Origin of the sequence: Parasphingorhabdus sp., assembly GCF_039982395.1 — a bacterium.
GTDB lineage: Bacteria > Pseudomonadota > Alphaproteobacteria > Sphingomonadales > Sphingomonadaceae > Parasphingorhabdus.
In genome coordinates, this window is record NZ_JBDWYO010000007.1 from 96,224 (window position 1) to 119,817 (window position 23,594).

The following is a 23,594-nucleotide window of genomic DNA, read 5'->3' on the forward strand; positions in this document are numbered from 1 at the left end:
TTATTCTCCCGCCTAAGCCGCATTGGCTTGATTAGCGCCATTCTTGCGGGCTTCCGTGAGGGTAGAGAAATACACATCCTCCAGCCCCCCGTTCACCGCCATGAACCCGTCCTTGGGATCGCTGGAACTGAGAATATTTATGACCGTTGATCCCGCGAACAGGCGGGTAGCGATGACTTCATATTTGGCCTGATAGGCCTTGAGTTCCTCGCGCTTGATCGTTTTGGACCAGATCGTGCCGCTGGTCTTCTCGATCAAATCCAGTGGCGCGCCCTCCAGTTCGATCCGGCCGTTCGCAATGACGGCCATTTGCGGGCAAAGATCTGATACGTCCTCGACAATATGGGTCGACAGGATGATCACGACATTCTCGCCTATTTCCGCGAGCAGGTTGAGAAAGCGGTTGCGCTCTTCAGGGTCAAGGCCGGCCGTCGGTTCATCGACGATGATCAGCTTGGGGTTGCCGATAAGCGCTTGAGCAATACCGAAACGCTGCCGCATGCCGCCGGAAAATCCGGCAATCGCCTTCTTACGGACATCCCAGAGATTGGTCTGGCTCAGCAACGTTTCGACCGTTGCCTTGCGATCCGCCGCAGCAGAAATACCCTTCAAGACCGCCATATGGTCGAGCATATCATAGGCCGAAACGCGGGGATAAACACCGAAATCCTGAGGCAAATAGCCAAGTGTTTCGCGCAATTTCTCGGGCTCCGCCAATATGTCGAGATCACCAAAGTGGATGGAGCCCGCAGTCGGGGTTTGCAAAGTCGCAACTGTCCGCATCAATGTTGATTTGCCCGCGCCATTGGGACCCAGCAATCCGAACATGCCCTTGGGGATAGACAGGCTGACATCGTCCAGCGCCTTTGTCCCGTTGGAGTAGACATGCGTCACATTTTTGAGTTCCAACATTTACACATTCCTGTTTTCAAATTTGGTCATATGGAGGTGTGTTATCCGAATAACTCACTTGGTGCAACGTAGAATTTTGGAATGATGGACAATCAGGCTCAGAAGACTGAAGACAGACGCCATTTTCCCGTGATTTCACCATTGGCCTGTTTGGCGAAACGAGACCAGCTGGGGCTCTCAAAAAAACAGGAACATGCCTACCGGTTTGGCACCGCAAAGCATGTTTTCAAGCTCCAACAATCAGGTCCTTCCAAGCCAACTTGCGGTCTGGGGTCTGCTATTCCTTGGCCGGTGGTTCGGCTCCTTCGGTCAGATACCAAGGCGCGGCGCCATATTCGCTCGGCGCAATACCAAAAAGCCAGCCAAAAGCATCTCTCGCACTATGGTGATAGATGGTACTGTGCGAATCTTCTTTGCGGCGATCGACATAATTCACCGTCAAGCCCTTCGGAGAGGTCTGCTGCAAAGCAAGGAGCATTTCATCGAGGCCTTTTTGCATCGTGCCGCCCTCGTCCGCCATAGTGACATAAAGCCGCCGGTCAGATGGTTTGTGCTTTGCCAACATCGATTTGGCATTTTTTGCTAGAAACCGGTCGTCCCACCATAGGCTGGGAGAGATGCTCACATAGTCATCGAACATATCCGGATTGCGCAACAAAACTTCCATCACGAACAGCCCCGCTAGCGACTCCCCCATCACAATCTTCCGACCGGTTTTGTAATTGGCCTCGATCAGCGGCATCACTTCGGTTTCGATGTGACGACGAAAATCCTCTCCATCCGCGGTTTGCCATGACGCGAATTCGGACTGATAGCGTGGATCGGTGGCCTTATAACTTATTTCCGGGCGGCGATTGTGCGTCTTGATTCCGACGACGATCATGGGCTGACGCTCTGCGTTGACCAAAGGCAATTGCGCCAATCCGGCAATATGGAAATAGTCTTGATCCGTGCCACCATCGATTAGATAAAGAACCGGAAGAGGCTGATCGAATATCTCTTTGCCCCAATCAGGAAGCTTTGGGACATAGACATTGATTTCTCGCAACTCGCCATAAATCTCGGAAGAAACCAAATGTTGCTCGCCAAAGGATATGGGCGTTGGTTCCTTCGCTTCGGCGGTTGCCCCCTCGCATAAGACGGGAAAAGCCATTAAGATGAGGGCGGCGGAAAACGCATAAAATATTTTCATATTTGATATCTGACGAAACCAATTGCCGCAGTCAATGTTCATATTTGGTGGCGAATTATCGCATTATCTATATTGAGCTTCGGTATCGCCAGCCTCTTGGCCACTGCATCCCGAAACCGGACTTTATTTGAACTCTTTTTCTACAATCGCACCCACTCTGCTCATAAACTCCATTCCCTTGACAATCTCGTCATCGGTTAATTCGTCGGAGATCGATTTGATGAATGTCTCGGTTCTTTCCATCATGTCATTCACTGTGGACTGACCTTTTTTCGTTAGCCGGATGATTTTTTCCCGCCCCGAGGTTTTGCTTTCCTTGATAGAGATGAGATTGAGATCCTTGTCCGCCATCGCCCGCAAGACTTTGGATATTGCCGGGCTGCCTAGTTCATACCATTCACCAATCAACCGTTCGATAGTCTTGCGATGAATAGTATGGCCCTCCTGTCCCTTGGAATGAATGATCCACAAAATCACGGTTTGATGGCGCGTTAGCTTTGGTCCGCTTAGATGTTTCTCAACGGCCATCCCAACCGAATAGTGGAACGGGTAAAATAGCTTGAGGAAATTCTTCGGAGCGGAGTCCCTTTTGATAGGATAGTCTATGCCGAAGTTGGACTGCTGTTTCACTCGATACTCCATCGCCGGGTTTCATCGTTCATCAATCGCTTAACTCGATGAACGAATAGCGATCGAAAGTCTAATTTTCTTGTTTGAAATTTCGATTTCTCAATCTCAAAACGCGCTGATGCGCCCCGAGGGCGTTCAACATACCTGCATTGCAGGTGCAATTAAATATCTTTATATCAATAGCTTAGAATAATAATGCCGATGTTTTCATGAGGTCGGTTGACAAAATAATTTCTCAATCTTTAATATGTCTAGAAGAAATAGTGTCCTAAAGACATTAAATAGAAATAGGGATTGAGGATTGATGAAACCCGCATTTGGCGTAGACCAGTTGAGTCGCCCGGAGGTAATCCGCAACCCTTATCCCTATTATGATCTGCTGCGCGATCAATCGCCGGTTTTCGGCTATCGGGACTTCCCTCCGGGAACAATGCCGGGAGTAGATGAGCCCAAGCCGTCATGGGTTGTCTTGAATTTCGACGATGTTGCGGCGGTTGCCTGGGATCATGACAGTTTCTCATCCCGGGATAGCTTGCAGGAGGAATCGTCCGCGCCATCGTTGATGCTGGTCAATCATGATCGGCCGGAACATACGCGGCTTCGCAAAATTGCGGCCAAGGCTTTTCAACCGTCGTCCATCAAATCGCTGGCTCCCGCTGTCGATGCATTGGCTGCCAACTGCATGGATGACTTCTTTGTCACCGATCAGCCGGTGGATGTCATGGCTGACTATTGCGCGATGTTGCCCAGCAGAGTGATGGCGTATCTTTTCGGGATGCCCGCAGAGATGGATCGTGATGTCAACAATTGGGCCACCGGGTTCATGTTGTCTGCCGACATAAGTCCTCAGGAACGGCAGGCCTATAATGTGCAAGCCATGACGTTCTTTGAACAGCACGTCAAAAAACAGATCGACCTGATCGAAAAGGGTGAGGAGCCGCCGGGCCCCTTGATCAACGCATTCATTCGGACGGAGGTCGACGGAGATCGTTTGTCCTATGAAGAAATTGTCCGTTTTTGCATGACAGCGACCGTGGCTGGAGCCGAGACAACATCTTTCTATCTCGGCAATCTGATCGCGGTCTTCGCCGACTTTCCCGAAATTTGGCAGACCTTCGTTGACGATCCAAAGCAATTTGATGCAATCTATAAGGAAACCCTGCGCTTCCACGGACCACCCCAGCGTCTGTTTCGGGTTGCGACCCGTGACATCACAATCGGGTCTGCTGATATCAAGCGCGGTGATTGGGTGGCCTGCTTTTTCGGAGCCGCCAATTATGACCCGGACACTTTCCCGGATCCCTATACATTTCAACTGAACCGCAAAAATGCCAACCGACAGATGAGCTTCGGATACGGCATTCATCGCTGTCTGGGTGCGCCTCTAGCACAGTTAGAGGCTGAATCGACCGCTCGTATACTGCGTTATCGATACGCGCAAATCGAGCGAGCGGGAGACGCTGTCTGGCAGGATGTCAGTCTGTTGAACCACGGCCTTGCCAGCAACCCCGTGATCTTCCGGGGTCGGACTTAGCGGCCAAGAAAATTTCCAATCAACAAACATCAGCGACCGAAAGCTGAGCCAGGGAGGACCAAATGGATTTGAACAACAAGAAGCGAGCAACATTGGCAACAGCCAGTTTACTCGCGATCATGACGGTATCGGCACCAGCGCTTGCACAGCAAGATACGAGTGATCAGGCGCAAGAAAGCACGGGCGATGTCATCATTGTCACCGCCAATCGCCGCAACCAATCCATTCAAGATGTGCCCTTGTCGATCACCGCCTTCGACGGCGACGAGCTCGACAATCGGTCGATTACCTCCATCGAACAGGTTGGCGCGATTGCACCCGGCGTCCAGATTTCAACCTATCAGGGGGACACGTCAATCTTCATCCGCGGCATCGGCACGCCATCGATCATCGCCGGCACTGACAGTTCCACTGCGACCTATATTGACGGAGTCTATATCAGTCGACCGGCCGCCATTGGTCCCCAATTTTTTGATATTGACCGTATCGAGGTTTTGCGCGGACCGCAGGGCACGCTGTATGGACGCAACGCCACCGGTGGAGCCGTCAATATTGTCACCAATCGTCCAACCGACGTTCTGGAAGGCAATCTGCAGATGACGGTTGGCAACTATGATCGTTTCCGTTTTGCCGGAGCATTGAGTGGGCCATTAAACGGTGCCATTCGCGCCCGTTTGGCGTTCCAGTGGGAAGATCGCGGCGGATATGCAACCGTGACCCGGCCCGACAACAGCACCGAACGTGTCGAAGACAAGGAGGACTATTCTGTCCGGCTTACGGTGGAGGCAGACCTCTCTCCCGACGCAACCCTGACATTGAACGGCGACTATTATCGCGCGAATGACAAGGCCAACGCCTATTTTTACGCCAGTGCAGGCTATGGTGATGAAATCCCGGGCTGGTATAATAGCCGGGAAGGTGCGCAAACTCTTGCCTATTTCGCGATCAAAAATGCGGGACGCGTATCTCAGGCCGCTTCCCGCGACATTTTTGCGGATACAGAATATTTCAACAAGGTCGAAAACTGGGGCCTTGGCGCGACGCTCGACTGGGATATTGCCGACTATAATTTAAAAGTGATCGGAAGCTTCCGCGATACCAATCCGATCTCCCAAAACGAATTTGACCTGTCCGATACCTATAATAATTATGTCGGGCGTGAAGAAGACCATTGGCAATGGAGCGGCGAAGTGCAGCTGAGCTCGCCAGCCGACAAGCCCTTTTCATGGATTGCCGGCGCTTATTATTTCGAAGAACGCAATATCATCGACAATGATATTTTTGGCGACTTCTGGGAACCCATCCTGATCCAGGGTTTGACCGATCTACAAGCAGCCAATGTCATTCCAACCTTCCCTATTGATTTTCCGGCGACCGACTTGTGCTGCGAATTGCATCTCAGCGGCGAACAGGAAACCAAGGCCTGGGCTGCCTATCTCGATACGCAATGGGATGTTTCGGACCAGATCACTATCCGGCTCGGCGGACGCTACAGTGAAGAAACGCGCAATGGCCGTCAAAATTTTGACTTGGTGATACTACCGGACATTCGGGTGGGACCCAATGTCGCTCTATTCCCGAACGCAGTGTCGGAAGACCCCAATATTTTGACGCCCGATCCGTTCGGCTTCAACATCGGTCCGGTCAATGGGCCGTCCACTTTCCGCGCCTTCACGCCCAAGCTGGGTATCGACTTCAAGCCAAATGACGACATCCTGATTTACGCTTCGATGCAGCGCGGCTTCAAAAGCGGCGGCTATAATATTGGCAGCAGTCAGCGCGACCCGTTCGAGCCAGAAAAAATCTGGTCCTATGAAATTGGCGCACGCACCGAATTGCTTGACCGGGCGCTGCTGCTCAACGCATCGGCATTCTGGTATGACTATACCAATTTGCAAGCGCAGGACAGCGTCGGCAATCAGCCACTCATCCGCAATGTCGGCAAAGCCCGCGTGCGCGGATTTGAAGTGGAAACAGTGGCACGGCCGACCGACTTTTTCCGGCTAGAAGGCGCGCTGACCTATGTTGACGCGCAATTTACCGAAGGAACGCTGACCGAAAGCCTGCGACCCGCTCCGCTGACACAGCCGGCTGGCTCTTTGCAGACCGATCTTGACGGTTTGCGGCTGCCGCGCGCGCCGCGCTGGAAGTTCAGCATTGCGGGCCAGGTAGAACAACCGGTTGGTGAAGCAGGCAATATCACCGCCCGTGCGGAATATCACTGGCAGAGCAAAATCTACTTCACCGTGTTCAATATCGATGCGGCCTCGCAGGATAGCTACGGCCTGCTCCGCGCCAGCCTTGGCTTCACCAGCGCCGACGACAAATGGAGCGTCCGCCTGTTTGGCGATAATCTGACCGGCAAGACCTATTTCACCAACCAGATCCTCACCGGAGGATTTTACGGCGCCGAATTTGTCGGACCGCTCGGCGCACCGCGAACCTATGGCGTTGATCTGCGGTTCAATTTCTAAGGCAAAAGTCAAAAAAATAGAACGGGAGAATATCGATGATTGCCCCAATTGATGTAACCAAAAATGTCTTTGAAGCCTTTGGCGCCCATGATGTCGATACGATCGTCAAATGGCTGCACCCGGATGTCCGGATCGAATTTTATGGGCCCGACATCATTCCTTACGCCGGGACCTATTGCGGCCTCGATCATGGCCGCCGGTTTTTTGATACGGTTTTGTCGTCAATCGACATCCACCAGTTCGATCCGGAAGAGTTTATTTGCGAAGGGGACAAAGTGGTCGTGACCGGTCATTTGCGGCTCACCACCAAAGCAACCGGTAAGTTGATAGAATCGGACTTTGTCCATGTGATTACCGTGGCTGATGAAAAATGGCTGCTGTTCAGAGATTTCATGAACACGTTTGAAGCAGCCGAAGCGTTTTCCTGACATGGCGCACGCACGCGATACCGCAATAGAGAGTTCCTCTGGCATCACCCATTGCAGCATTTGCGAGCAGGTATGCGGCTTAATTGTGACCCAGTCAAACGGGCGCGTGACCTCTATCAAGCCTGACAAGAACAACCCGTACAGCTGGCGGGACTATTGCATAAAGGGCGCGAGTGCCGGTGATCATCGCGACCATCCGCTTCGGATTACCAAGCCGATGAAACGGGTTGGCGATCGATATGTCGAGACGTCCTATGAGGAAGCGATCGATCAAATTTCAGCCAAGCTGAAGCGCCTGATTGCCCAATATGGACCAGATACATTGGGCCTCTATTCCGGCAATCCCGGTGCTCTGTCTTTCTCATCCTACGGGTTTAGCGATGCATTGCTTGACGCTTTGGGGTCGCGATCAAAATTCATGATCGGTTCGATTGATCATAATGCGCTGATGGTCGCAGCGCGTGAAATGCATGGCAGCGAAGCGGTTATCTTGCTGCCCGACGTCGATGCTTGCGACTATTTTCTGCTGATCGGTGCCAACCCGGCGGTTAGCAAGATGAGCTGGCTCGGCAAAGTATCCGACGGGTGGACCCGGTTGCGCAAGCGGTTGCAAGGCGGCGCCAGGTTAACAGTTGTCGATCCACGTCGGACCGAAACAGCGGCGCATGCCACCGATCACCTCGCACCCAGACCTGGCACAGATTGGGCTTTGTTGCTGGCGATGATTACTGTCATCGTCGAAGAGGATTTGGTTCGCCTCGACCATGACGACCTTATCGACAATGCTGATCAGCTCTTTGCTTTGGCGCGCCAGCAAAACGTTGCGAGTCTCGCGGCCTATTGCGATGTGCCTGAAGCGGAAGTGAGACAGATTGCCTGTGATTTCGCTCGTGCACCGACCGCCATGGCGATTACCCGCACCGGCACAGCGCAAGGGCTGGGAGGAACGCTGGCCGAATGGCTGACTACGGCATTGAATATGATCACCGGACGGATCGATGTCTCTGGCGGCCGGTTCATGCCGGCCTGGCCCTATTCATTCCCGTTGACCGATCGGGCGACACCCAAGGCCGGGCCACCGCGGCCAAGCCGCGTACGCGGGCTGATGCCGGTCGGAGGAGGATATTCTCTGGCAGAGCTTCCGGGCGAAATCGAGACGCCGGGAGAAGGCCAGATTCGGGCGCTGCTAATCAATGGTGGAAACCCGGTTGTGTCCGGGCCTCAAGGGCAAGCGTTAGACAGGGCGCTGGGCAAGCTCGATTTGTTTATCGCCGTCGATCTTCTGCAGAGGGAGAGTCATCGACTGGCCGATTGGTTGATTCCGGCCTCTCATTTTCTTGAGCGGGACGAGGTGCATCCCTATCTGCATTCGTTCAATGACGAGCCTTATATACAGGCCAGTCGTGCGGTCATGCCGACTCCAGACGCTATGATTCCGGATTGGCTTTTCCTAAGGCGGTTGACCGAAGCGATGGGCGTGGAACCATTTGAAGGCGCCATCAAGACACCGGATGATCTCGCCAATCTGATGATGCAGCCGGCAGGGTTGACCGCAGATGACGTGCGCGCGCATCCGCATGGATTGATGTTGGGCGAACGGACAATGGGCCATTATTGGGATTATCTCAGAACATCGGGCATCAAGGCTGACCTGTGCCCATCCAATCTCCTTTTGCTGCTGCAGCAGCGCCTGGAAACGATGGCCAAAGATGCGCATGGGAATATGTTCACCATCATTTCGCGCCGACAAAATAGCATGATGAACAGTTGGCTATCCGATACAACGGGCGCGCATAAACGGCCGGAAGGTCTGGATACGATAGGCTTGTGCCAGGCGGATATTGACCGGCTAGGCTTGCCGATTGGTGAAAGGGTCAAGGTTCAATCGAAGGTAGCGGCGCTATCGCTTGTGCTGGAACTTGACGAAACTGTCCGTCCGGGCGTGGCCATGATCGAACACGGCTGGGGCAGCCGCATATTCTCTCCACTGGATGGTGACGTGGCCTGGCGCCAAGGCAGTCTGCGCAATATATTGGTCGACAATAGCACCCTCGACCCCCTCAGCGGTACGCCAAGACTGAACGGGATGCCGGTTTCCATTGAGTCAATCTAGACTTCGTTGACATGCAACAGAACCGCCCCGCTATAGGGCCCAGACGACCTCGAGAATTTTACCAATCATGAGGTCATGACAATCAATACAGTCCAAATTGCGGCCTAAGATAGTCATTCCTGACGGGACTCATCTCCCTCCATCCGAAGCCATCTGGTCGCCAAATTAAGTCAATTTTGAGTTTCAAGCGTCCGCTTTTGCGCCCAAAGCGGACATTAGCGTGTGGCGACTATATCCCGAAAGCGGACATTGAAACTAATCAGCATTCGTTTACGAGATAGTCGTATCACAACTCAAAACACAGCAAGCGGTGCTACCGATCGATACACAGGCTCTAGCCCGCCGAGTATGGATGGAAAAAGGCGAGCGCTGAAAAAAGCGCAAGAAGCGTCACTCTTTTTGACAGTTCAAGCACCTATTATGAACAATAAACGCCTTAATTTTTGAAACTGCTTTCCCATCAGTGTTACTCATGATTTCGATCAAGGGTCTTTTGCCGCAGTTTGAACAAACCACAAAAAAACCAACTGAGAAAATCCCTATGTAAGCTATGAATCCATAAATCGCCGACTCTATGCTTGGATGGATAATACTTGCTAACACGACAATGAGCCAAAAAAATAGTCGCTAGAACAGGGAACAATGATAGTATTCTTTTCATGCTATTCACAACTATAGAGTTCGGGCGTAATTGGAAGTGAATGTTCCCCGTCAGCGCCTATGTCACATAAGTGAGTTTGTAGATTAAGGAGTGTTTTGGTTTCATCGTAATGACCGCGGGGAATGAAGATGAGATCAAAACACTCAGCAAGCTAGAGCCATGTCTGGTTGGCATAGCCGACGTTAGCTTAATGTCTACTATATCCCGAAAGCGGACATTAGGAAGCCTTTTAAATCGTTGGCTAGATTAGAGTCCTAAAATTCACTATCTCAACTATGGTTTTTGAAAAAGGGAACTATTTTGACGAAAATTTCAACGCCATGGAAAAAGAGCCGGACCTATGGAGATATTCACGGCGGCAGAATGCGGAGAAAGTTCTCCGACAATATTTTCAAAAGGGCACATTCTATCTCCCGCCCCGACCCAGATGATGTTCTTCCAATCTTGATGGAAGAAAACCCATCGCGGGATTTCTTTTTCCCAATTTCCGGTGAAGAGGCAATTGCAGCTTTAAAGGCGCTTCCGAAAAAAGATTATGATGGCATAACCCACGTTTGGCTTCGGCGATTAAAAAAAGCGGACCACATTGAAAATATCCAACCATTAGCATGGTTTACCGCTGGCAGCGGGGTTAGAATGATTACCTTGTACCCATGGGCAAAAGATATGATGTTATCTTATGGTGGAAAACGCCCTTCAAACCGGCAAATCAATGAAGCAAAAAGATACGGCGCGATAATACAGAAAAATGGCAATGATTGGGTTTCCAAATGGACTTTGGAAGGTTTGAGGAAATTCTACATTCAAGGTATTCTCTACCATGAGGTCGGCCATCACATAGATTTCTGTTATCGGCATTTTAGCGCCGCAAATAACAAAGAAGTTGAGGAATTTGCCGATCAATACGCGTATGCGAAAACGGCAAATGCGACGCACATATACAACAAACTCAGTGATAGTTAGCGCATCTAAGAAACCAAACTTCTAGTGTCCGCTTTTGCGCCCATAGCGGGCATTAGCCCTGTGACCTGAATATCCCGAAAGCGGACATTAGGTTTCGCTATTTTTGGGCGGCAGCGATTAGGTGGCAACTGGATGGTGTCGAAGGCCTTACCTCAAAACTGCCACTAGCTCGTTTAAACCTTCTGATGCATCTTCCCAGAATGGGGGTGGCCCATCGGCATGACGGATTTTCAATTCATTAAATACAGGCTCGGCATAAGGTGACTGGAGCCGCTTCAGCCATGATGTTATCGGTATATCCGACCGCGACGCACCGCACAGAACGCTATCTACTTCGCAACTGACCCAATCGTCGTCCTCATTTTGCAAGTCGTAGGCCAACGTCTGTTCAAACCATGCATCAATAAATTCTTCAACGGCTTGCTTTTCTGATGTTGACCACGCTTGCCAGTTCGCCAACTTCAGTTTTCCCAGCACGATTTGGGTGTCAGGAACTTCACCAAGAACATCGAAAGCGGTCAATTCGAATATACGAGGCATCAGGTAACGAAAATCTCGCTCTCCACCAACTGTAAGAAATGCGCCAGTGATATATCGCCATAGCTGTTCACCGGTCAGCTGTCTTAGTGGCGTCGTCAGCAGCACATCGACACCGCGTGTATCAATGCAACATGGGCAACCTTCGATCATAGGCGGTATAGGAGCAGCGAACTCGCTATAAAGTGCGTCTGTGGCGGCCTTCAAACGCGCAGCCGTCAAGGGTTGTGAAGTCTCGTTCATATTCCTCATATATGCAGTCATCCGATAGGTATCGCAACATCCGCTTTTGCGCCCATAGCGGGCACTAGAATTCTGACTGCTTTATCCCGAAAGCGGACGTTCCAAGACTGTATCTTCTATCTCTTCATTCTACATTTTATGATCTTATAACGCCTTGCATATTTGTAAAAACCTTCCGCCAAACTAGCAAATTGGACCCGACGGAAATTCGGTTTTTCAGCCTGATCTCGAAATAGATCATAGGTGAGATCAAATTCTCGATCATCGGCGATATAATATCTGTAAAGGCTGTCATGCTTGTGAGGTACCAACTTGCGGTTGTTTCTTACAAATGCCAGCTGCCCTTGCTTTAAGAATATAGCGGCTTTGGATTGTCCTTTTGGAAAATTGATCCTGTTGAATCCGGGCTTTAGTGTTTTCCAACCCCAGCTGCGCAGAGTGTGCCCTTTGGCGGTAGCATATGCGACCGATATTGGCCGCTTACATGTGTTCTCAACGGTAACATAATAGAGGATTGGTCGCCCGTCATTAGATGGCCATCCAGTCATTGGTCGAGATGATCTTTTGGGTTTTGATTGCCGTGTCGGCGCAGGTGTTGGTCGTTCCACTCTTGGCTGTGGTGGCGAATATGCTGGCCCCTCATTGATAGACGCGGCGCTAGCACAGAGCTGATATTGTTGCGTGCAATAGCCGTGCGAATAACATCCACCTGATGCGGCCGGGCAGCTGCCTTGCATGCTGATGCGCGTTGGTTTGCGCCCGCACGCTTTGATTACAGCTCTATCCTGATAATTTTGAACATCACTCGCACTGGGGCTAAGACGAGCGTTGAGATTGCGACCGAACCGCGGCAAAGTGCTCAGTCGGCGGTTCTTGCAGTTTTCATATCTTCTAACGATATTGGCCCTGCATTGCCCCGTCCGCTTCTGCTCATAGCTCTCATTTGCTTTGCAACGATTGGAGTCAATTTCGCAACTGTCCCGGGCGATGCGGCATTGGTTTTCTGCTTCACCGATCGTTTGAAGCAACATGGCGGGGATTTGAGTAGATGCCTTGGCGCTGTTATCGGTTGAAGGCGCAGGCAAGAAAACGGACATTATCATCAGCATTATTGCGACAAACCCACTTGCGATATAGCCTTTGCTGCCCATCTTCCTGATCCTTATCTTATATTCTGTGACGATAGCCCTAGAAGTTCAGTCTGTGCGTTTTCAATATTTCGGAAACCGGCTCATTGTCAGAAAACTGCTCAACATAACTAGCATGTTGCGCCTTTGCTTCGTCGCACCCTGCTGTGTTCCAGCTATCGGTTACCTGCTTGTTGCGCTTCGGGTTACCGCTGGCTTCGCCCGCAAGATGGCGGCAAATCTCGAGCCGCTCAAAATGCAGAACCAGACCATAAGGCAACCGGTTTGACTTATGGCCAAGCTTTTCCATGTCGGCTACGAAAAAGCCTTTCGGGCTTGCCGAGTATTGACGGCCTTCAGGGCTGGCGGTTCGCCAAGCCGGATATTCAACGCGCTGATGGGGCGCGGCCTTGATGCTTGTCACCGCGCTCCCTTCGATAAAGGTAAAGATGATTTCTCCCCGCTTGCCGGAGGACCAAAACCCATCCGTCAAATGCATCGCCACTCCGGGTTCTTTTATCGAGCTCAGCAGGAAAAAAAGATCAGCTCCCGGGTTGGCCATCACCATCACCCGGTAATTTTGATCCATGCCGGCATAGAGAATATTCTTACCCGTCAAACAGTCTAGATTTGTTGATTTTTGTTGCAGTCTGTTGATGTGGGATAGTGTCGCCTTGGGTGTTTTTGCCGGATCGCCTGCGGTGCCGGGGTTTACGAAATGCAGTTCAAAAACAGCCTCGTTGCTTGCCGGTTCAATTAGCCAGTAACTTGTCTGGCCCCCTTCAGCACCTGCTTTGCTCAACCTCAATTTGGTTGATGCAACCTCTGGATCCGCCGTCGGATTGATAAGGTCAACTGTGCTATCACCATTGTCACTGAAGGCCATCAACTCATCGTGATTTTCCCCGATGCACATGCTGTCAACCGATCTATATTGGGAAAGATCATCCGTGTTCATCCGTATCATGTTGAAGCCATTTTCGGTTGTTGGAAGGCCTTGGGCCAAAGATGGAACCGGTGCAAACAGCAGGGCTGTCGCCAATATCATACTCGTCCTCTTGAAACATATACGCATGCTTGACCTCCAAACTGGTCTTCTAAAAAAACCTCACCTCATATTGCCGGACCGGCAATTTTGAAAAAGCAGTGGCTAGTTGAAATTAAATCTATTCTCAGCGCCCGGATTTAGCCGAAATTCAAAAGTCTCTGCCAACCATTGATCCGGCGCCGTACACGCCATTCTATCTGCACTCAGATAATCAAAGTCAGACGGGTGCATACAGAATGCGTAGTCGCCTTTCCCCCAATTCACTCCATCGGATGTTGCGTGCAGAAACACCGTGCCGTCATAGGGACCACCATTGCGATAATGCGGAAACTCTATGCGTTCACAGCTACCGCGAGGCAAAGAAATCCAACCTTGCGCGCGCCAGTTTTTCGGACGCTTCCGTTCTCCCCAATCATGCCATACCCAGGCGGCGTAGATAGTGTCTGTGCGCGATCGGTTGCACATGCTGAGCGCAGTATATTGGGCTTCGCCTCTTCCGTTACCGGTCGATGGAGGGCCTGGCGGCGGTTGGCGGGATGGCTGTGCGTGCCGTGCATTGTCCCGCCCGCAGTGCAGCGTTCTGCCGTGTAAATGATAGAGCGAAGTCCCGCGCAGCTTGCGGCAGGCCTCTGCATAGCCAAGGGGTTTGAACGTAGCGGGCGTTACAGTACCATACCCATATTTCGAGGGAATATAGCATCCCCATTTGTTGCGTTTGGGATTCCACTTTGCACCAATTTTGCCCTGCAAGCCTCTGAGCAAACCGGTTCGATATCTACCGTCACAAAATTTCGACAGATCGATTTTTGATCCTCCGGCCCTGGCAGGTTCGGGGAGCCATATCCCGGACATTGCCAAACAAACTGAAAACATCAGCGTGCCGATAGCCGTGCGGTGGAGAGACAGAGCAATCATCTGTGATCGTTCCTTCCACACGCAACGCGGCCTTCTCCGTGCCAGTGGAAATCGGATCTGCCCGTGGTGAAACGGCACAGCTCGTTCAGGTTGATCCAGAACGTTCTGCCTTTGACGGATGTGTTGACCCCCATAGAGTTTGCTTCCCGGCATTCCATACGCTTTGTTCGATTGTTATAGCCATAGCTCCACCGCGGCTTGATCCCTCTCAGCGCACCAGTCCGGTATTTTGCCTCGCAATAGCCGCGATACTGCGGTGTCACCCCGCTGGCTGCGGCAGTTGTGGACCATGAGGAAGCGATCATGAAGGAACCGAACATAGCTCCCGTGGCAACAATTTTCGAAAGTCTTCTCATCGATGGTTCTCCTTTGCCGAATTGATTACGATCAATGCCTTATCTGCACTTTCGTTTGTTGAGACCGAGAAGTGTGGAGACGCCCTTGCAGGTCGATTTGCCGATATTTCCGACGGTTTTTTTGACCTGCGTCGACGCATATTGAGGATCGGATACGAACCGAGCGCCATCCTGCGACGATTTTATGACCGTTTCCCCAACATAGCGGACGGCATTGGTACCGGTTTGGGCGACCCCTGCTGCGGCGCGATTCACGTTGCCCGGAATTCTTCTGGGATCGCGAATGGATTGGCCGACGCCGTGGGCTGCGCCGTAGAGATTATGCCCGAACCGCTCTGTCGCGCCCGCCGCGGCAACGACGGGGTCATCACCATTGGCAAAGACTTGCGCTTGGCCGACAGTCATGGCGACGCCATATTCGCCTATTCCAGCATTATGCCCACCAAAGGCCTCGGCGCCCATATCGACAGCCGATATTCTGTTCTGCAAGGATGTAGCCGCATAGCCACTCTTTGCGGTCCCTTTTGACCGGTTAGCCCTTCTCATGAGCCGCGCACCCTGGCCGCGGACTGGCTCCCGTCCTGCACCAGTATAGCCATCATATCGATATTGAGCATGCGTGCTATGGTTCCGGGAGCCAGCAGCTGTCTCTTCGATTACCGGGCGAAAACCATTGCGCCGTCCGCGCGTAATCTGCGCTTGCCGCCCACGTTGCTGCAGATCCCGGCGCTCGTTGGGTGTTAAGTCAAATTCATCGCCTATTTGATGTCCGGGCCGTGCCCGCCGGGCATCATAGCCTCGCTGTTCAAGCTTGGACAGATCGCCGTTGGCAGCAAGGTCACCAACATGTCGGCGATAGACCGGCCCGTTGAAATCAGGATTGGAGGGCCGCCGGATATTTCGTCTCTGGTCACGTGAATGATGGTCTGGCCGTTCCGATGCGGCTGTTCCGCTGTTTTTCTTTTCGAAAAAGGCGTTGAAATCTTCTGCCTGCGCCAACGCCGGCTGCCCCCCCGCAACAGCGGTTACTGCCAATGCCACGGACAACCCAGTGCGTAATCCGATCTTCCTCATGCTCGTACTCCCCGCTTTAGGCGACGAAATATTCATGTGGAAAAGTGGCCAGCAAGCCCATAGTGGAATCACACTATATTTCGCAGAAAGCCGTTCATCTGAAGTTCATTGGAATTTCGAAAAATCACTTTCTTTCATAAACTTATGTGACCATATGCTAGAATATGTCAGTCAGGGGTTCAGCGATACAGACCACTGAATTCCTCCTTGCGCGAACAATTGGATCTGCTGTCGAATATCGCGCTTCTTTTTTTGCTGCTGGTTTTAGAACCCATCAAATGGCTCGAAATAGTGCAATCACACCATTTGGCTGCCATCTACAATGGGTTAGATCAAGCGCATCTTTGCAAGCCTCTTGTTGTTATAAGGAATGATCTGATGCCAGCTTTGCAACAGACTGTCGCAGGATTAGCGTTCGTGCTGATGAGTTTGACTAGCCCTACGCCTGACCCACCGAAGGACAGTCTGGCTCCGGTCTTCCGCACGGATCAAGTCCCCACGAAATATGTGTGTGACGGAGACTTTCCTCTCCAGGTGAGATGGATGTCTATTGACGCCAACCAATTGATTTCCGTTTCGCACCCCACCATCAGAGGCCCTCAACAAACTCGGACATTACTCCTTCCCCTATCCCAAAGTGGGAGCGGCGAACGCTATGCCACGGACCTTGCCAGTTTCCATATCAAAGGCGGTCAGGCCGCTTTTACATCGATAGAGACTGCGTTCTCCGACAATTTTCGTTTTCTAAACTGCCGCAAAGTACATTAGGCATCGGCCAAATTGAGCCGGATTTTGGTGTCACAGACTATCATCGACTTTTTGCTACGGGAATTTCGGACAGTCTCCAGCACGCACCAGCTTCTCTTTGACAATAGTCGAGCCGGAGGCCTTCGGTTTGGGATATCGAATGCGCAATTCCAAGGCCCAATCCATGTGGCCCGTGATCCTCATCGAACGCCTGTTCGCTTTGCATGCTGGTGCATTTTTTTATGATTTCGGGCGGAACTCCCCCGCCATTATCGGCGACCTCTATCCAGGCCCGTCCATCCATGATTCCTGCTTCCACACCGATGTGGGTTGCCCCTGAATGTTTGATCGCATTGTCGACGAGGTTCGACAAAATTCTATGAATCGCAACCGAGGGTATCGCAAGCACAAGATCACTTTGGCAAATTTCGAGAGCGCAGCCGTTGTTCAATGCCTCCTCGACAAACATTTGTTCCAGCGTCAACAGATGCTCGCCCAGCGCTGTTTCCTGACGGCTTTGGACATCCTCGGCTTTTCTCTTGGCGGTTGCCACAGCACCTTCCTCGTCGAGTGTTGTGGCCGAAAGCAACTGATCGATATAGTCGACACTCCATTCTAGCGCCCGGTGAAGCTCCCGGTTTTTCGGATCAACACCAGACAGAGCGCCTCGCAGCGAAACCAGTGGTTGGCGTAAATCATGCCGCGTTTCGGAAAGACTTCGTCGCGCACGCGTGATTTCCGCAAGCGCGACATTGCGATCAACATGCGCCTGCGCCAGCCGGTTGGCGATGTCGCTGCTTTGCATGGCAGCCGCGAGCTCTTGCTGCTTTGAGGCGTCCCGCTCCTGCATGATACCGCGGACCTGGCTGATGATCGCTGCGCCGAAAACCAGACAATCCAGTGTCAGCAGAAAAAGAGCGGCGGTGTCGAACTGATCATTGAGTCTGGCAACATCCGGAAATCCGGCGCGTATTGTAAGCAGGATATATGCAAGCAAAATGCAGAAACCCAATGCGAATAGACCAGCACCTTTGACGTTTTCACGAAGCGCCGTCCAAACAAAATAACCCACTATAGCCAGAAAAACCGTACCGGTTGCGACCATTATGATTGTTGTGACCGGTAGCTGGAAAACCGCACCAATGAGCGAATTGATGACGGTTGCTGCAACGACAAAAAGTGCAAAGCGGAACATACGAGGCGCATTTTGCGATGCACTCGTAAAACCGGTCGCAAAGAAAAAATAGAATAGGCACCAGGAGAGCCGCAAGATGCGCTTTATTCCATCGTGATGAATCGAGAAAAAGTCCGGTAAATATGGCGTGGCATAACCATAAGTATGAATGTTCAGCAGGATCAGTGTGAAAGTGTACAGCGAGAATAGTGCGATGAGATGCGACCGCATCAACAACGCGAAACCGGTGGCCAGCACAACTGCAAATAGTGTTGAACCGAAATACAGACCATGCACTGCCGTAACCATTTGGCGTTTGGCAATAAATTGATCTTCCGAAACCAGACTGATCGGAAAGGCGCGGTCGTCAATCGCAACATGGATATCAATATCAAGCCGTATCGAGCCGCTTTTGGTTATAACGACCGGGCGGGATGACAGCTGGAGGTTTTGACTGCTCAGTGTTTCGGCGTCCTTGAACCGTTGTCGGGATTGAAGAAGAATTTCTTTCTCACCTTGATCGTTCAAGCTTATCAGTATCTCTGCTCGTGCGGCCTCCTCAGTCATGACCCTGAAAAGAACAGGTTGCTCGCCGCTATTTTTGAGTTGCACACTGAATCGGATATGTTCGGTCTGGTCGTTCTGTTTCCTGAAAACTGGCTTTGAATTTGACTGGATGTCGTCGATCGTCGTGAGATTTGCGAGATCAATCACTCTTGGATTGGCTTTTGCCGCATCACTCATCATGGCCAGAGAAAGGAAGGTCAGTAGGACCAGAAGCGGCTTATTGGATCGACCAAGTCGCTTGATTTGAATAGTAGTTACAAGCTGGTTGAAAATCTCGAGCACGCTGTTCATATTGCCACGGCCGATCGGAGTGGTGCTGAAAAGCCGTCGGAAAAAGGCTTGGTTGGGGGAAAATGGACACGGTTTACTCGCAAAATCCATTGCGGATCGTCATCGGAGATGATCACGCTATTGTTCGTGCGGGGCTGCGCGGTGTGCTGGAACGTGATGGTCGCTTTGCCATTCTCGCCGACGCCGAGGATGGCCTCAAGACCATTGCTGCAACCAAACAACATCAACCGGACATCCTGATCGTCGATATTGCCATGCCGGTCATTACAGGGCTGGAAGTGGTGGAAGAAATTTGCCGCTGGTGCCCGGAAACAAAAATCGTTCTCATGACCGGTTTGCAAAATCCAACCATAATGAAATGTGCCATGGCAAGCGGGGCGCATGGCCTTCTTTTGAAAGGGGATGAGATTGATCGTTGGCCGCAACTTCTGTGTGATATTGCCAATGGCGAAAGCCGGGTCTCTAAAAGTGTAAAAGCTGTTCTGGAGGAACCTTCGATTCATGACAGTCTGACCAGACGCGAACGTCAGATACTTATCGGATTGATTCAAGGCAGCAACAACGGAGCGCTCGCCGCTCGCCTGGGGATCAGCATAAACACGGTCAACAATCATCGCACCAGCCTGATGCAGAAATTGGGTGTCCACTCACTCGCCGAACTCATGACGTTGGCAGCTCGCGACGGGCTGCTCGAAATTGTCGATCACACGCGGACTGCAGACAAAAGCAACATTGTTGACGACTTGGAATGAGTGCAGGCAGATCGGTTTCGTCATTGTTATGACCCTGCAAAAGCCGCCTGCATATTTTTTCAAAATTCTCATGTTCAGTTTCCCGCACCCAAATCAGAATGGATTCACTGTACAGTGGTTTGCTTTGTAATGGACTGGTGTGATCACACCATTCTGTCAGCGTTGCAACCCGAGAATGAAATTGCGCGCTGTCAGTGACTTGTTCTGATGACGATGCACCAACCTCCGCTTTGCGCCCAAAGCGGACTTTAGGAATATACTCGAAACCCGTCCAATCGGAAAACCGTTCCGCGGCCAGTGTCGCTATCGGCTTCGAGGACCAATCCAGCTTGTTCGGCCATCGTCGAAACGATATGCAGGCCCAGTCCTTCGCCATCCCCGTCGACGGTATTGCGTTGATAGGGTTTCATGACTCGGGACAGCTGTTCTTCAGTGAGACCGACACCGCTATCCCGAACCTCGATCGAAGCTTTGTCTCCATATTGGAAACAGAGCAGTTCAACTTGCCCTTTTTGAGTATATTTTATCGCATTTGAAATGAGATTAGAGAGTATACGGATTAGTAAGACAGCATCCGTGTCGACCGCGACGTTGGTCGGTTCAAGCTTCAGTGCAAGACCTTTTTGCATCGCTTCTGTTCCGAACATTCTTTCCAGATTGTCAAAAATAATCTGGATTGGGACTGCATCTGTCGCTGGTTCAGCGGCATGGCTGTCGTGCCCATCAGGACGAGTGCTTGTTAAAGTATCGCCTAACAACGAGTTCAAATAGTTCAAGCCGGCCGCCAGTTGCTCTTTCAGTTCTGGCGAGGAATTGTCGACCTGTTCCAGTGCCAATTGTAAACTGGTGAGCGGTTGACGCATATCATGGCTGACATTTGCCAATTGGGCTCGATGTTGTTCCGCGAGTGCTTTGGCACGATCTCGGTCTTTTTTTGCGACCAGTAAAGATTGAGCAGTTTCTAGATTTTTCTGTGTTGCAGCTAGTTCACTTTTTAGAGCTTCATCGCGTTGCATTCGAAGCCCAAAAGTCTGGCGTAGCATTGCGGCGGTAAACACCGAAGCATCCACCAATTGTGCAATTTTGACCGTCAGTATCACATTGAAGTCATAGCTAGTTTGCCAAAGGAAATTGTTGGAAACGCTATAGACCAGATAGCTGATAAAAATCGCAATTCCCAAAATAAAAAGTCCGGCACCAAATCGCTTAGACCTATAGGCTAGAAAAGCCGAACCCAGACTTATGACTGCAAACATCAAAGCAACGATGTTTATGCAGTAGTTGTAGAAATCTGTTGTACCCACAAAGGGATACAGGCCTAATATAATCACCACCACCACCATGTACCCGCAGATCATGGCGAAAAATTTTGGAAACCGCCTCCTTATGTCCAGAAATGATATCATGAAAAGCAGATAAGAAACGAGCATTAGGGACTGCCCAAATAATCGTGTAATTATGTTGAAATTGGGATCGCCAGAATAGAACATAAGGCTGAAATACCCGTCCTGCTGCATATTCACCGCTATGGAGGCCGCAAGAAATAGAGAATAGTAAATGGCAGGCTTTGATTTTAGCAGGAATGAAAAAAGCACCAAAAAAGTCAAAAGAGTTAGGCCAACGCCATAGAATATCGAATTCGTGGCGGAATTCTTGCTGCGATGCTGCGTGACGATTGATTCAGACCGCAGATAAATGGGAACAGCTCCTGCAGAACTTCCATTTTGAAACTGAGCCCATATTTCCACTGTTTCTTGCGGCGCCATATATATAGGAAGAGATGCCAATATCACTTCGGGCCTGATCCGATTTTCAATATCTTTAGCCGGAAGTCTCGAATCCAGAATCAGAGTAATTTTTCCGGCTCGCTCCAAATAAATCGCGTAATTATGATCAGAAAAATGTTCGGTATCCAATACCCGGCTTATTCCATTTTTCGTCGAATTTTCTAGCTGGACATAAAGCCAATCGCCATCGCTTGTGGTCTCAGGGGTGATCTCGTTAGCGACAGATCCCTTACTGACTTTCTGCCTCATCTTTTGCCGCACTGACAAATTGTTGAAATCAAAACTATGATCTCCAACGACAACCATATGATCAAATATATTCAGGTCGTCATTTTGCTCAGTGAGCGTCAGCATTTGTGCATTAGCCACCGAAATGCTAGCCAGAAAAAACATAGCGAAATAGCACGCATAGCGGATTGGTTTTGCTAGAAAATGGGGGGCGGTTTTTGCCACAATCATTCGGTCCATATCATGCCGTTATTGCCGATGATCATGCCGTCGTACGCAACGGCTTGCGGGCGGTGCTTGAAAAAATTGGAGACATAGAGGTTGTCGGGGAGGCTGAAAATGGTCTCGAAGCCATATCGATGACCAAAGAATTGCGCCCAACCTTGCTGACTCTGGATGCTGCTATGCCGCTGGCAAAAGGTATGGAAGTCTTTGGAGAGGTACGCCGCTGGAGTCCTGAAACACGGGTCATTGCCGTAACGGGGTTCACTGCCAAAGGACATCTCGCCGACTGGATTGCCGCGGAAGTGGATGGATTGTTTTTGAAAAGCTGTAGCCCTGATGAAATGAAAAAAGGCTTCGAAGTGGTGTTGAATGGCGGCTCCTATATATCGAAGCAGGCGCTTTCCATTTTGGGGGAACATTCCGAAACTTCCGGCCTCACTGCGCGCGAGCGTCAAGTTCTGCACCTTATTGCCGAAGGTTTCAGCAATGCAGAAATTGCGAGCCGCCTGTCGGTCAGCGCCAAAACCGTGGACAATCACCGAACCCGCATGATGGCCAAACTGGACGTACATTCCATCGCTCAACTGATTGCCTATGCCTTGAAAGAAGGCCTTTTGGACCAGTCGCGCCAGTTGTGATCGACGGACATTGTCAGACTCTCTCCGCCATTTTGCGCGTTGCTGCGTTGCGCCAAGTCTATCTGTCCAGGCTTCGAATAACATGATTCGCGACTAGCAGATTAATGCTGCGTCCTGAATGAGGATTATCCCTCATTCTAACCAGACGACCTGCCGCGGCCTCTGTAAAACCAATATAGGGGATCGCCCTCATGACAGCGGAACTTGCAATATCCTAATCCCGGACTTGTCGCAGATCATATTCTGCCAATTACAAAGGAAGGAAATTTCAATGGCTCTTACGACACGGACACATAGCAAAGGCTCTAAGCGCATCGCGGTGGCTTTGGCACTGTCGATCCCCGCTCTGTCCATTGCAACCCTCGCTACGGCTCCCGAAGCCCATGCACAGGTCACAGCGAAACGGGTCAATGGCATCTACCAGTCCACATCCGACCGGTCTCTCATCAATGAATTTAAGATGGACATATTTGGTGGGCTTGAGATCACGCCGATCCGCCAGGGCAAAAGATATAAAAAGGTTATCTACCGGAAGAAAGGGCAAAAGGGATCCGGTGTATGGGAAGAAGTCGGTGCTTTTAAAAAGGACCGGGCAACCTACACATATAAAAATTCGGGCGCACTGGTCTGGCAAAAAGGGAACCGGAAAATAACTCTGGTGCGCACCGGCCATGAACCCGTCACCGAAGAAACTGTCGATAAATTTAATCTGAGTGGCACCTTTGTTTTTGCCAACAACCGTCAAAACCAAAATGTTTTCAGCATGAATGGCCGCGATAAGGTGTCTGTCACTCCCTATCGCAAGGGTAAATCAGGTCGACGCGTATTCTATCATCGGATTAGCGATAGCGAGTTCAAGGATGATAATGGAAGCGGCGTCTACACGGTGTTGCCCAACGGAAACCTGCTCTGGGAAAGCCGGGATAACCGAAAAATCCGTATGAACCTCACTAGAAAATAGCGGCGAATATCTCTCGT

Annotated in this window: 19 protein-coding genes; 9 read left to right on the plus strand and 10 right to left on the minus strand. The window is 50.9% G+C overall.

All coding sequences use genetic code 11. From position 1 onward, the window contains the following. Window positions 1-12 precede the first annotated feature (12 nt). The 3 genes from ABJV08_RS16145 to ABJV08_RS16155 form a co-directional block, all read right to left on the minus strand. Window positions 13-912 (minus strand): ABC transporter ATP-binding protein, encoded by a 900-nt coding sequence (locus tag ABJV08_RS16145; protein ID WP_348039969.1) that lies wholly within the window; start codon window positions 910-912, stop codon window positions 13-15. Window positions 913-1,189: 277 nt separating this feature from the next. Continuing rightward, window positions 1,190-2,104, minus strand: a complete 915-nt coding sequence (locus ABJV08_RS16150) for an alpha/beta hydrolase-fold protein (RefSeq protein ID WP_348039970.1) — start codon at window positions 2,102-2,104, stop codon at window positions 1,190-1,192. Window positions 2,105-2,227: 123 nt separating this feature from the next. Further along, window positions 2,228-2,734, minus strand: coding sequence for a winged helix DNA-binding protein (locus ABJV08_RS16155; RefSeq protein WP_348039971.1), 507 nt, complete (start codon window positions 2,732-2,734; stop codon window positions 2,228-2,230). Between the two features lie 304 nt (window positions 2,735-3,038). On the opposite strand from ABJV08_RS16155, the gene ABJV08_RS16160 reads away from it, so the two are divergent. The 5 genes from ABJV08_RS16160 to ABJV08_RS16180 all read left to right on the plus strand — a co-directional run bounded on the left by ABJV08_RS16160 (window position 3,039) and on the right by ABJV08_RS16180 (window position 10,907). Beyond that, window positions 3,039-4,268, plus strand: coding sequence for a cytochrome P450 (locus ABJV08_RS16160; protein WP_348039972.1), 1,230 nt, complete (start codon window positions 3,039-3,041; stop codon window positions 4,266-4,268). A gap of 62 nt (window positions 4,269-4,330) precedes the next feature. Then, a complete protein-coding gene (locus ABJV08_RS16165; RefSeq protein ID WP_348039973.1) occupies window positions 4,331-6,742 on the plus strand; it encodes a TonB-dependent receptor in 2,412 nt (803 codons plus the stop codon). 35 nt (window positions 6,743-6,777) lie between these two features. Further along, window positions 6,778-7,170 (plus strand): nuclear transport factor 2 family protein, encoded by a 393-nt coding sequence (locus ABJV08_RS16170; RefSeq protein ID WP_348039974.1) that lies wholly within the window; start codon window positions 6,778-6,780, stop codon window positions 7,168-7,170. 1 nt (window position 7,171) lies between these two features. Next, on the plus strand, window positions 7,172-9,283 hold the full coding sequence (locus tag ABJV08_RS16175; RefSeq protein ID WP_348039975.1) for a molybdopterin-dependent oxidoreductase: 2,112 nt from the start codon (window positions 7,172-7,174) through the stop codon (window positions 9,281-9,283). 961 nt (window positions 9,284-10,244) lie between these two features. Continuing rightward, complete coding sequence (locus tag ABJV08_RS16180) at window positions 10,245-10,907, plus strand: hypothetical protein (protein WP_348039976.1); 663 nt, start codon at window positions 10,245-10,247, stop codon at window positions 10,905-10,907. A gap of 147 nt (window positions 10,908-11,054) precedes the next feature. On the opposite strand, the gene ABJV08_RS16185 is transcribed toward ABJV08_RS16180, so the two are convergent. The 5 genes from ABJV08_RS16185 to ABJV08_RS16205 form a co-directional block, all read right to left on the minus strand. Further along, window positions 11,055-11,687 (minus strand): hypothetical protein, encoded by a 633-nt coding sequence (locus ABJV08_RS16185; protein ID WP_348039977.1) that lies wholly within the window; start codon window positions 11,685-11,687, stop codon window positions 11,055-11,057. Window positions 11,688-12,875: 1,188 nt separating this feature from the next. Next, window positions 12,876-13,889: a hypothetical protein gene (locus ABJV08_RS16190; protein ID WP_348039978.1), complete on the minus strand. Its 1,014-nt coding sequence runs from the start codon at window positions 13,887-13,889 to the stop codon at window positions 12,876-12,878. A gap of 75 nt (window positions 13,890-13,964) precedes the next feature. Beyond that, complete coding sequence (locus ABJV08_RS16195; protein ID WP_348039979.1) at window positions 13,965-14,777, minus strand: DUF1036 domain-containing protein; 813 nt, start codon at window positions 14,775-14,777, stop codon at window positions 13,965-13,967. Further along, complete coding sequence (locus tag ABJV08_RS16200) at window positions 14,774-15,133, minus strand: hypothetical protein (RefSeq protein WP_348039980.1); 360 nt, start codon at window positions 15,131-15,133, stop codon at window positions 14,774-14,776. The genes ABJV08_RS16195 and ABJV08_RS16200 overlap by 4 nt, the downstream gene beginning before the upstream one ends. Window positions 15,134-15,172: 39 nt before the next feature. After that, window positions 15,173-16,207 carry a hypothetical protein gene (locus tag ABJV08_RS16205; protein ID WP_348039981.1) on the minus strand — a complete coding sequence of 345 codons (1,035 nt, stop codon included), beginning with the start codon at window positions 16,205-16,207 and terminating at the stop codon, window positions 15,173-15,175. Window positions 16,208-16,414: 207 nt separating this feature from the next. Here ABJV08_RS16205 and ABJV08_RS16210 point away from each other — a divergent pair, with 207 nt between their 5' ends. Then, window positions 16,415-16,975: a hypothetical protein gene (locus ABJV08_RS16210; RefSeq protein WP_348039982.1), complete on the plus strand. Its 561-nt coding sequence runs from the start codon at window positions 16,415-16,417 to the stop codon at window positions 16,973-16,975. A gap of 40 nt (window positions 16,976-17,015) precedes the next feature. Here the strand turns inward: ABJV08_RS16210 and ABJV08_RS16215 are convergent, their stop codons facing one another. Beyond that, window positions 17,016-18,986 carry an ATP-binding protein gene (locus ABJV08_RS16215; protein ID WP_348052751.1) on the minus strand — a complete coding sequence of 657 codons (1,971 nt, stop codon included), beginning with the start codon at window positions 18,984-18,986 and terminating at the stop codon, window positions 17,016-17,018. Window positions 18,987-19,048: 62 nt separating this feature from the next. On the opposite strand from ABJV08_RS16215, the gene ABJV08_RS16220 reads away from it, so the two are divergent. Then, window positions 19,049-19,738, plus strand: coding sequence for a response regulator transcription factor (locus tag ABJV08_RS16220; RefSeq protein ID WP_348039984.1), 690 nt, complete (start codon window positions 19,049-19,051; stop codon window positions 19,736-19,738). Window positions 19,739-19,986: 248 nt separating this feature from the next. Here ABJV08_RS16220 and ABJV08_RS16225 read toward each other — a convergent pair whose 3' ends face one another. Further along, entirely contained in the window at window positions 19,987-21,993 is a 2,007-nt protein-coding gene (locus ABJV08_RS16225; RefSeq protein WP_348039985.1) for a sensor histidine kinase, read from the minus strand. Here ABJV08_RS16225 and ABJV08_RS16230 point away from each other — a divergent pair. Both ABJV08_RS16230 and ABJV08_RS16235 read left to right on the plus strand, forming a co-directional pair. Continuing rightward, complete coding sequence (locus ABJV08_RS16230; RefSeq protein ID WP_348039986.1) at window positions 21,972-22,616, plus strand: response regulator transcription factor; 645 nt, start codon at window positions 21,972-21,974, stop codon at window positions 22,614-22,616. The genes ABJV08_RS16225 and ABJV08_RS16230 overlap by 22 nt on opposite strands. A 271-nt stretch (window positions 22,617-22,887) precedes the next feature. Continuing rightward, window positions 22,888-23,577: a hypothetical protein gene (locus tag ABJV08_RS16235; protein ID WP_348039987.1), complete on the plus strand. Its 690-nt coding sequence runs from the start codon at window positions 22,888-22,890 to the stop codon at window positions 23,575-23,577. Window positions 23,578-23,594: the final 17 nt, after the last annotated feature.

Bases quoted from the DNA above. Each gene is read 5' to 3' on its own strand.
- ABJV08_RS16145 (WP_348039969.1), bottom strand. From the start codon at position 912: ATGTTGGAACTCAAAAATGTGACGCATGTCTACTCCAACGGGACAAAG.
- ABJV08_RS16150 (WP_348039970.1), bottom strand. From the start codon at position 2,104: ATGAAAATATTTTATGCGTTTTCCGCCGCCCTCATCTTAATGGCTTTT.
- ABJV08_RS16160 (WP_348039972.1), top strand. From the start codon at position 3,039: ATGAAACCCGCATTTGGCGTAGACCAGTTGAGTCGCCCGGAGGTAATC.
- ABJV08_RS16165 (WP_348039973.1), top strand. From the start codon at position 4,331: ATGGATTTGAACAACAAGAAGCGAGCAACATTGGCAACAGCCAGTTTA.
- ABJV08_RS16170 (WP_348039974.1), top strand. From the start codon at position 6,778: ATGATTGCCCCAATTGATGTAACCAAAAATGTCTTTGAAGCCTTTGGC.
- ABJV08_RS16175 (WP_348039975.1), top strand. From the start codon at position 7,172: ATGGCGCACGCACGCGATACCGCAATAGAGAGTTCCTCTGGCATCACC.
- ABJV08_RS16185 (WP_348039977.1), bottom strand. From the start codon at position 11,687: ATGAACGAGACTTCACAACCCTTGACGGCTGCGCGTTTGAAGGCCGCC.
- ABJV08_RS16190 (WP_348039978.1), bottom strand. From the start codon at position 13,889: ATGCGTATATGTTTCAAGAGGACGAGTATGATATTGGCGACAGCCCTG.
- ABJV08_RS16195 (WP_348039979.1), bottom strand. From the start codon at position 14,777: ATGATTGCTCTGTCTCTCCACCGCACGGCTATCGGCACGCTGATGTTT.
- ABJV08_RS16200 (WP_348039980.1), bottom strand. From the start codon at position 15,133: ATGAGAAGACTTTCGAAAATTGTTGCCACGGGAGCTATGTTCGGTTCC.
- ABJV08_RS16205 (WP_348039981.1), bottom strand. From the start codon at position 16,207: ATGAGGAAGATCGGATTACGCACTGGGTTGTCCGTGGCATTGGCAGTA.
- ABJV08_RS16215 (WP_348052751.1), bottom strand. From the start codon at position 18,986: ATGAACAGCGTGCTCGAGATTTTCAACCAGCTTGTAACTACTATTCAA.
- ABJV08_RS16220 (WP_348039984.1), top strand. From the start codon at position 19,049: ATGGACACGGTTTACTCGCAAAATCCATTGCGGATCGTCATCGGAGAT.
- ABJV08_RS16225 (WP_348039985.1), bottom strand. From the start codon at position 21,993: ATGGACCGAATGATTGTGGCAAAAACCGCCCCCCATTTTCTAGCAAAA.
- ABJV08_RS16235 (WP_348039987.1), top strand. From the start codon at position 22,888: ATGGCTCTTACGACACGGACACATAGCAAAGGCTCTAAGCGCATCGCG.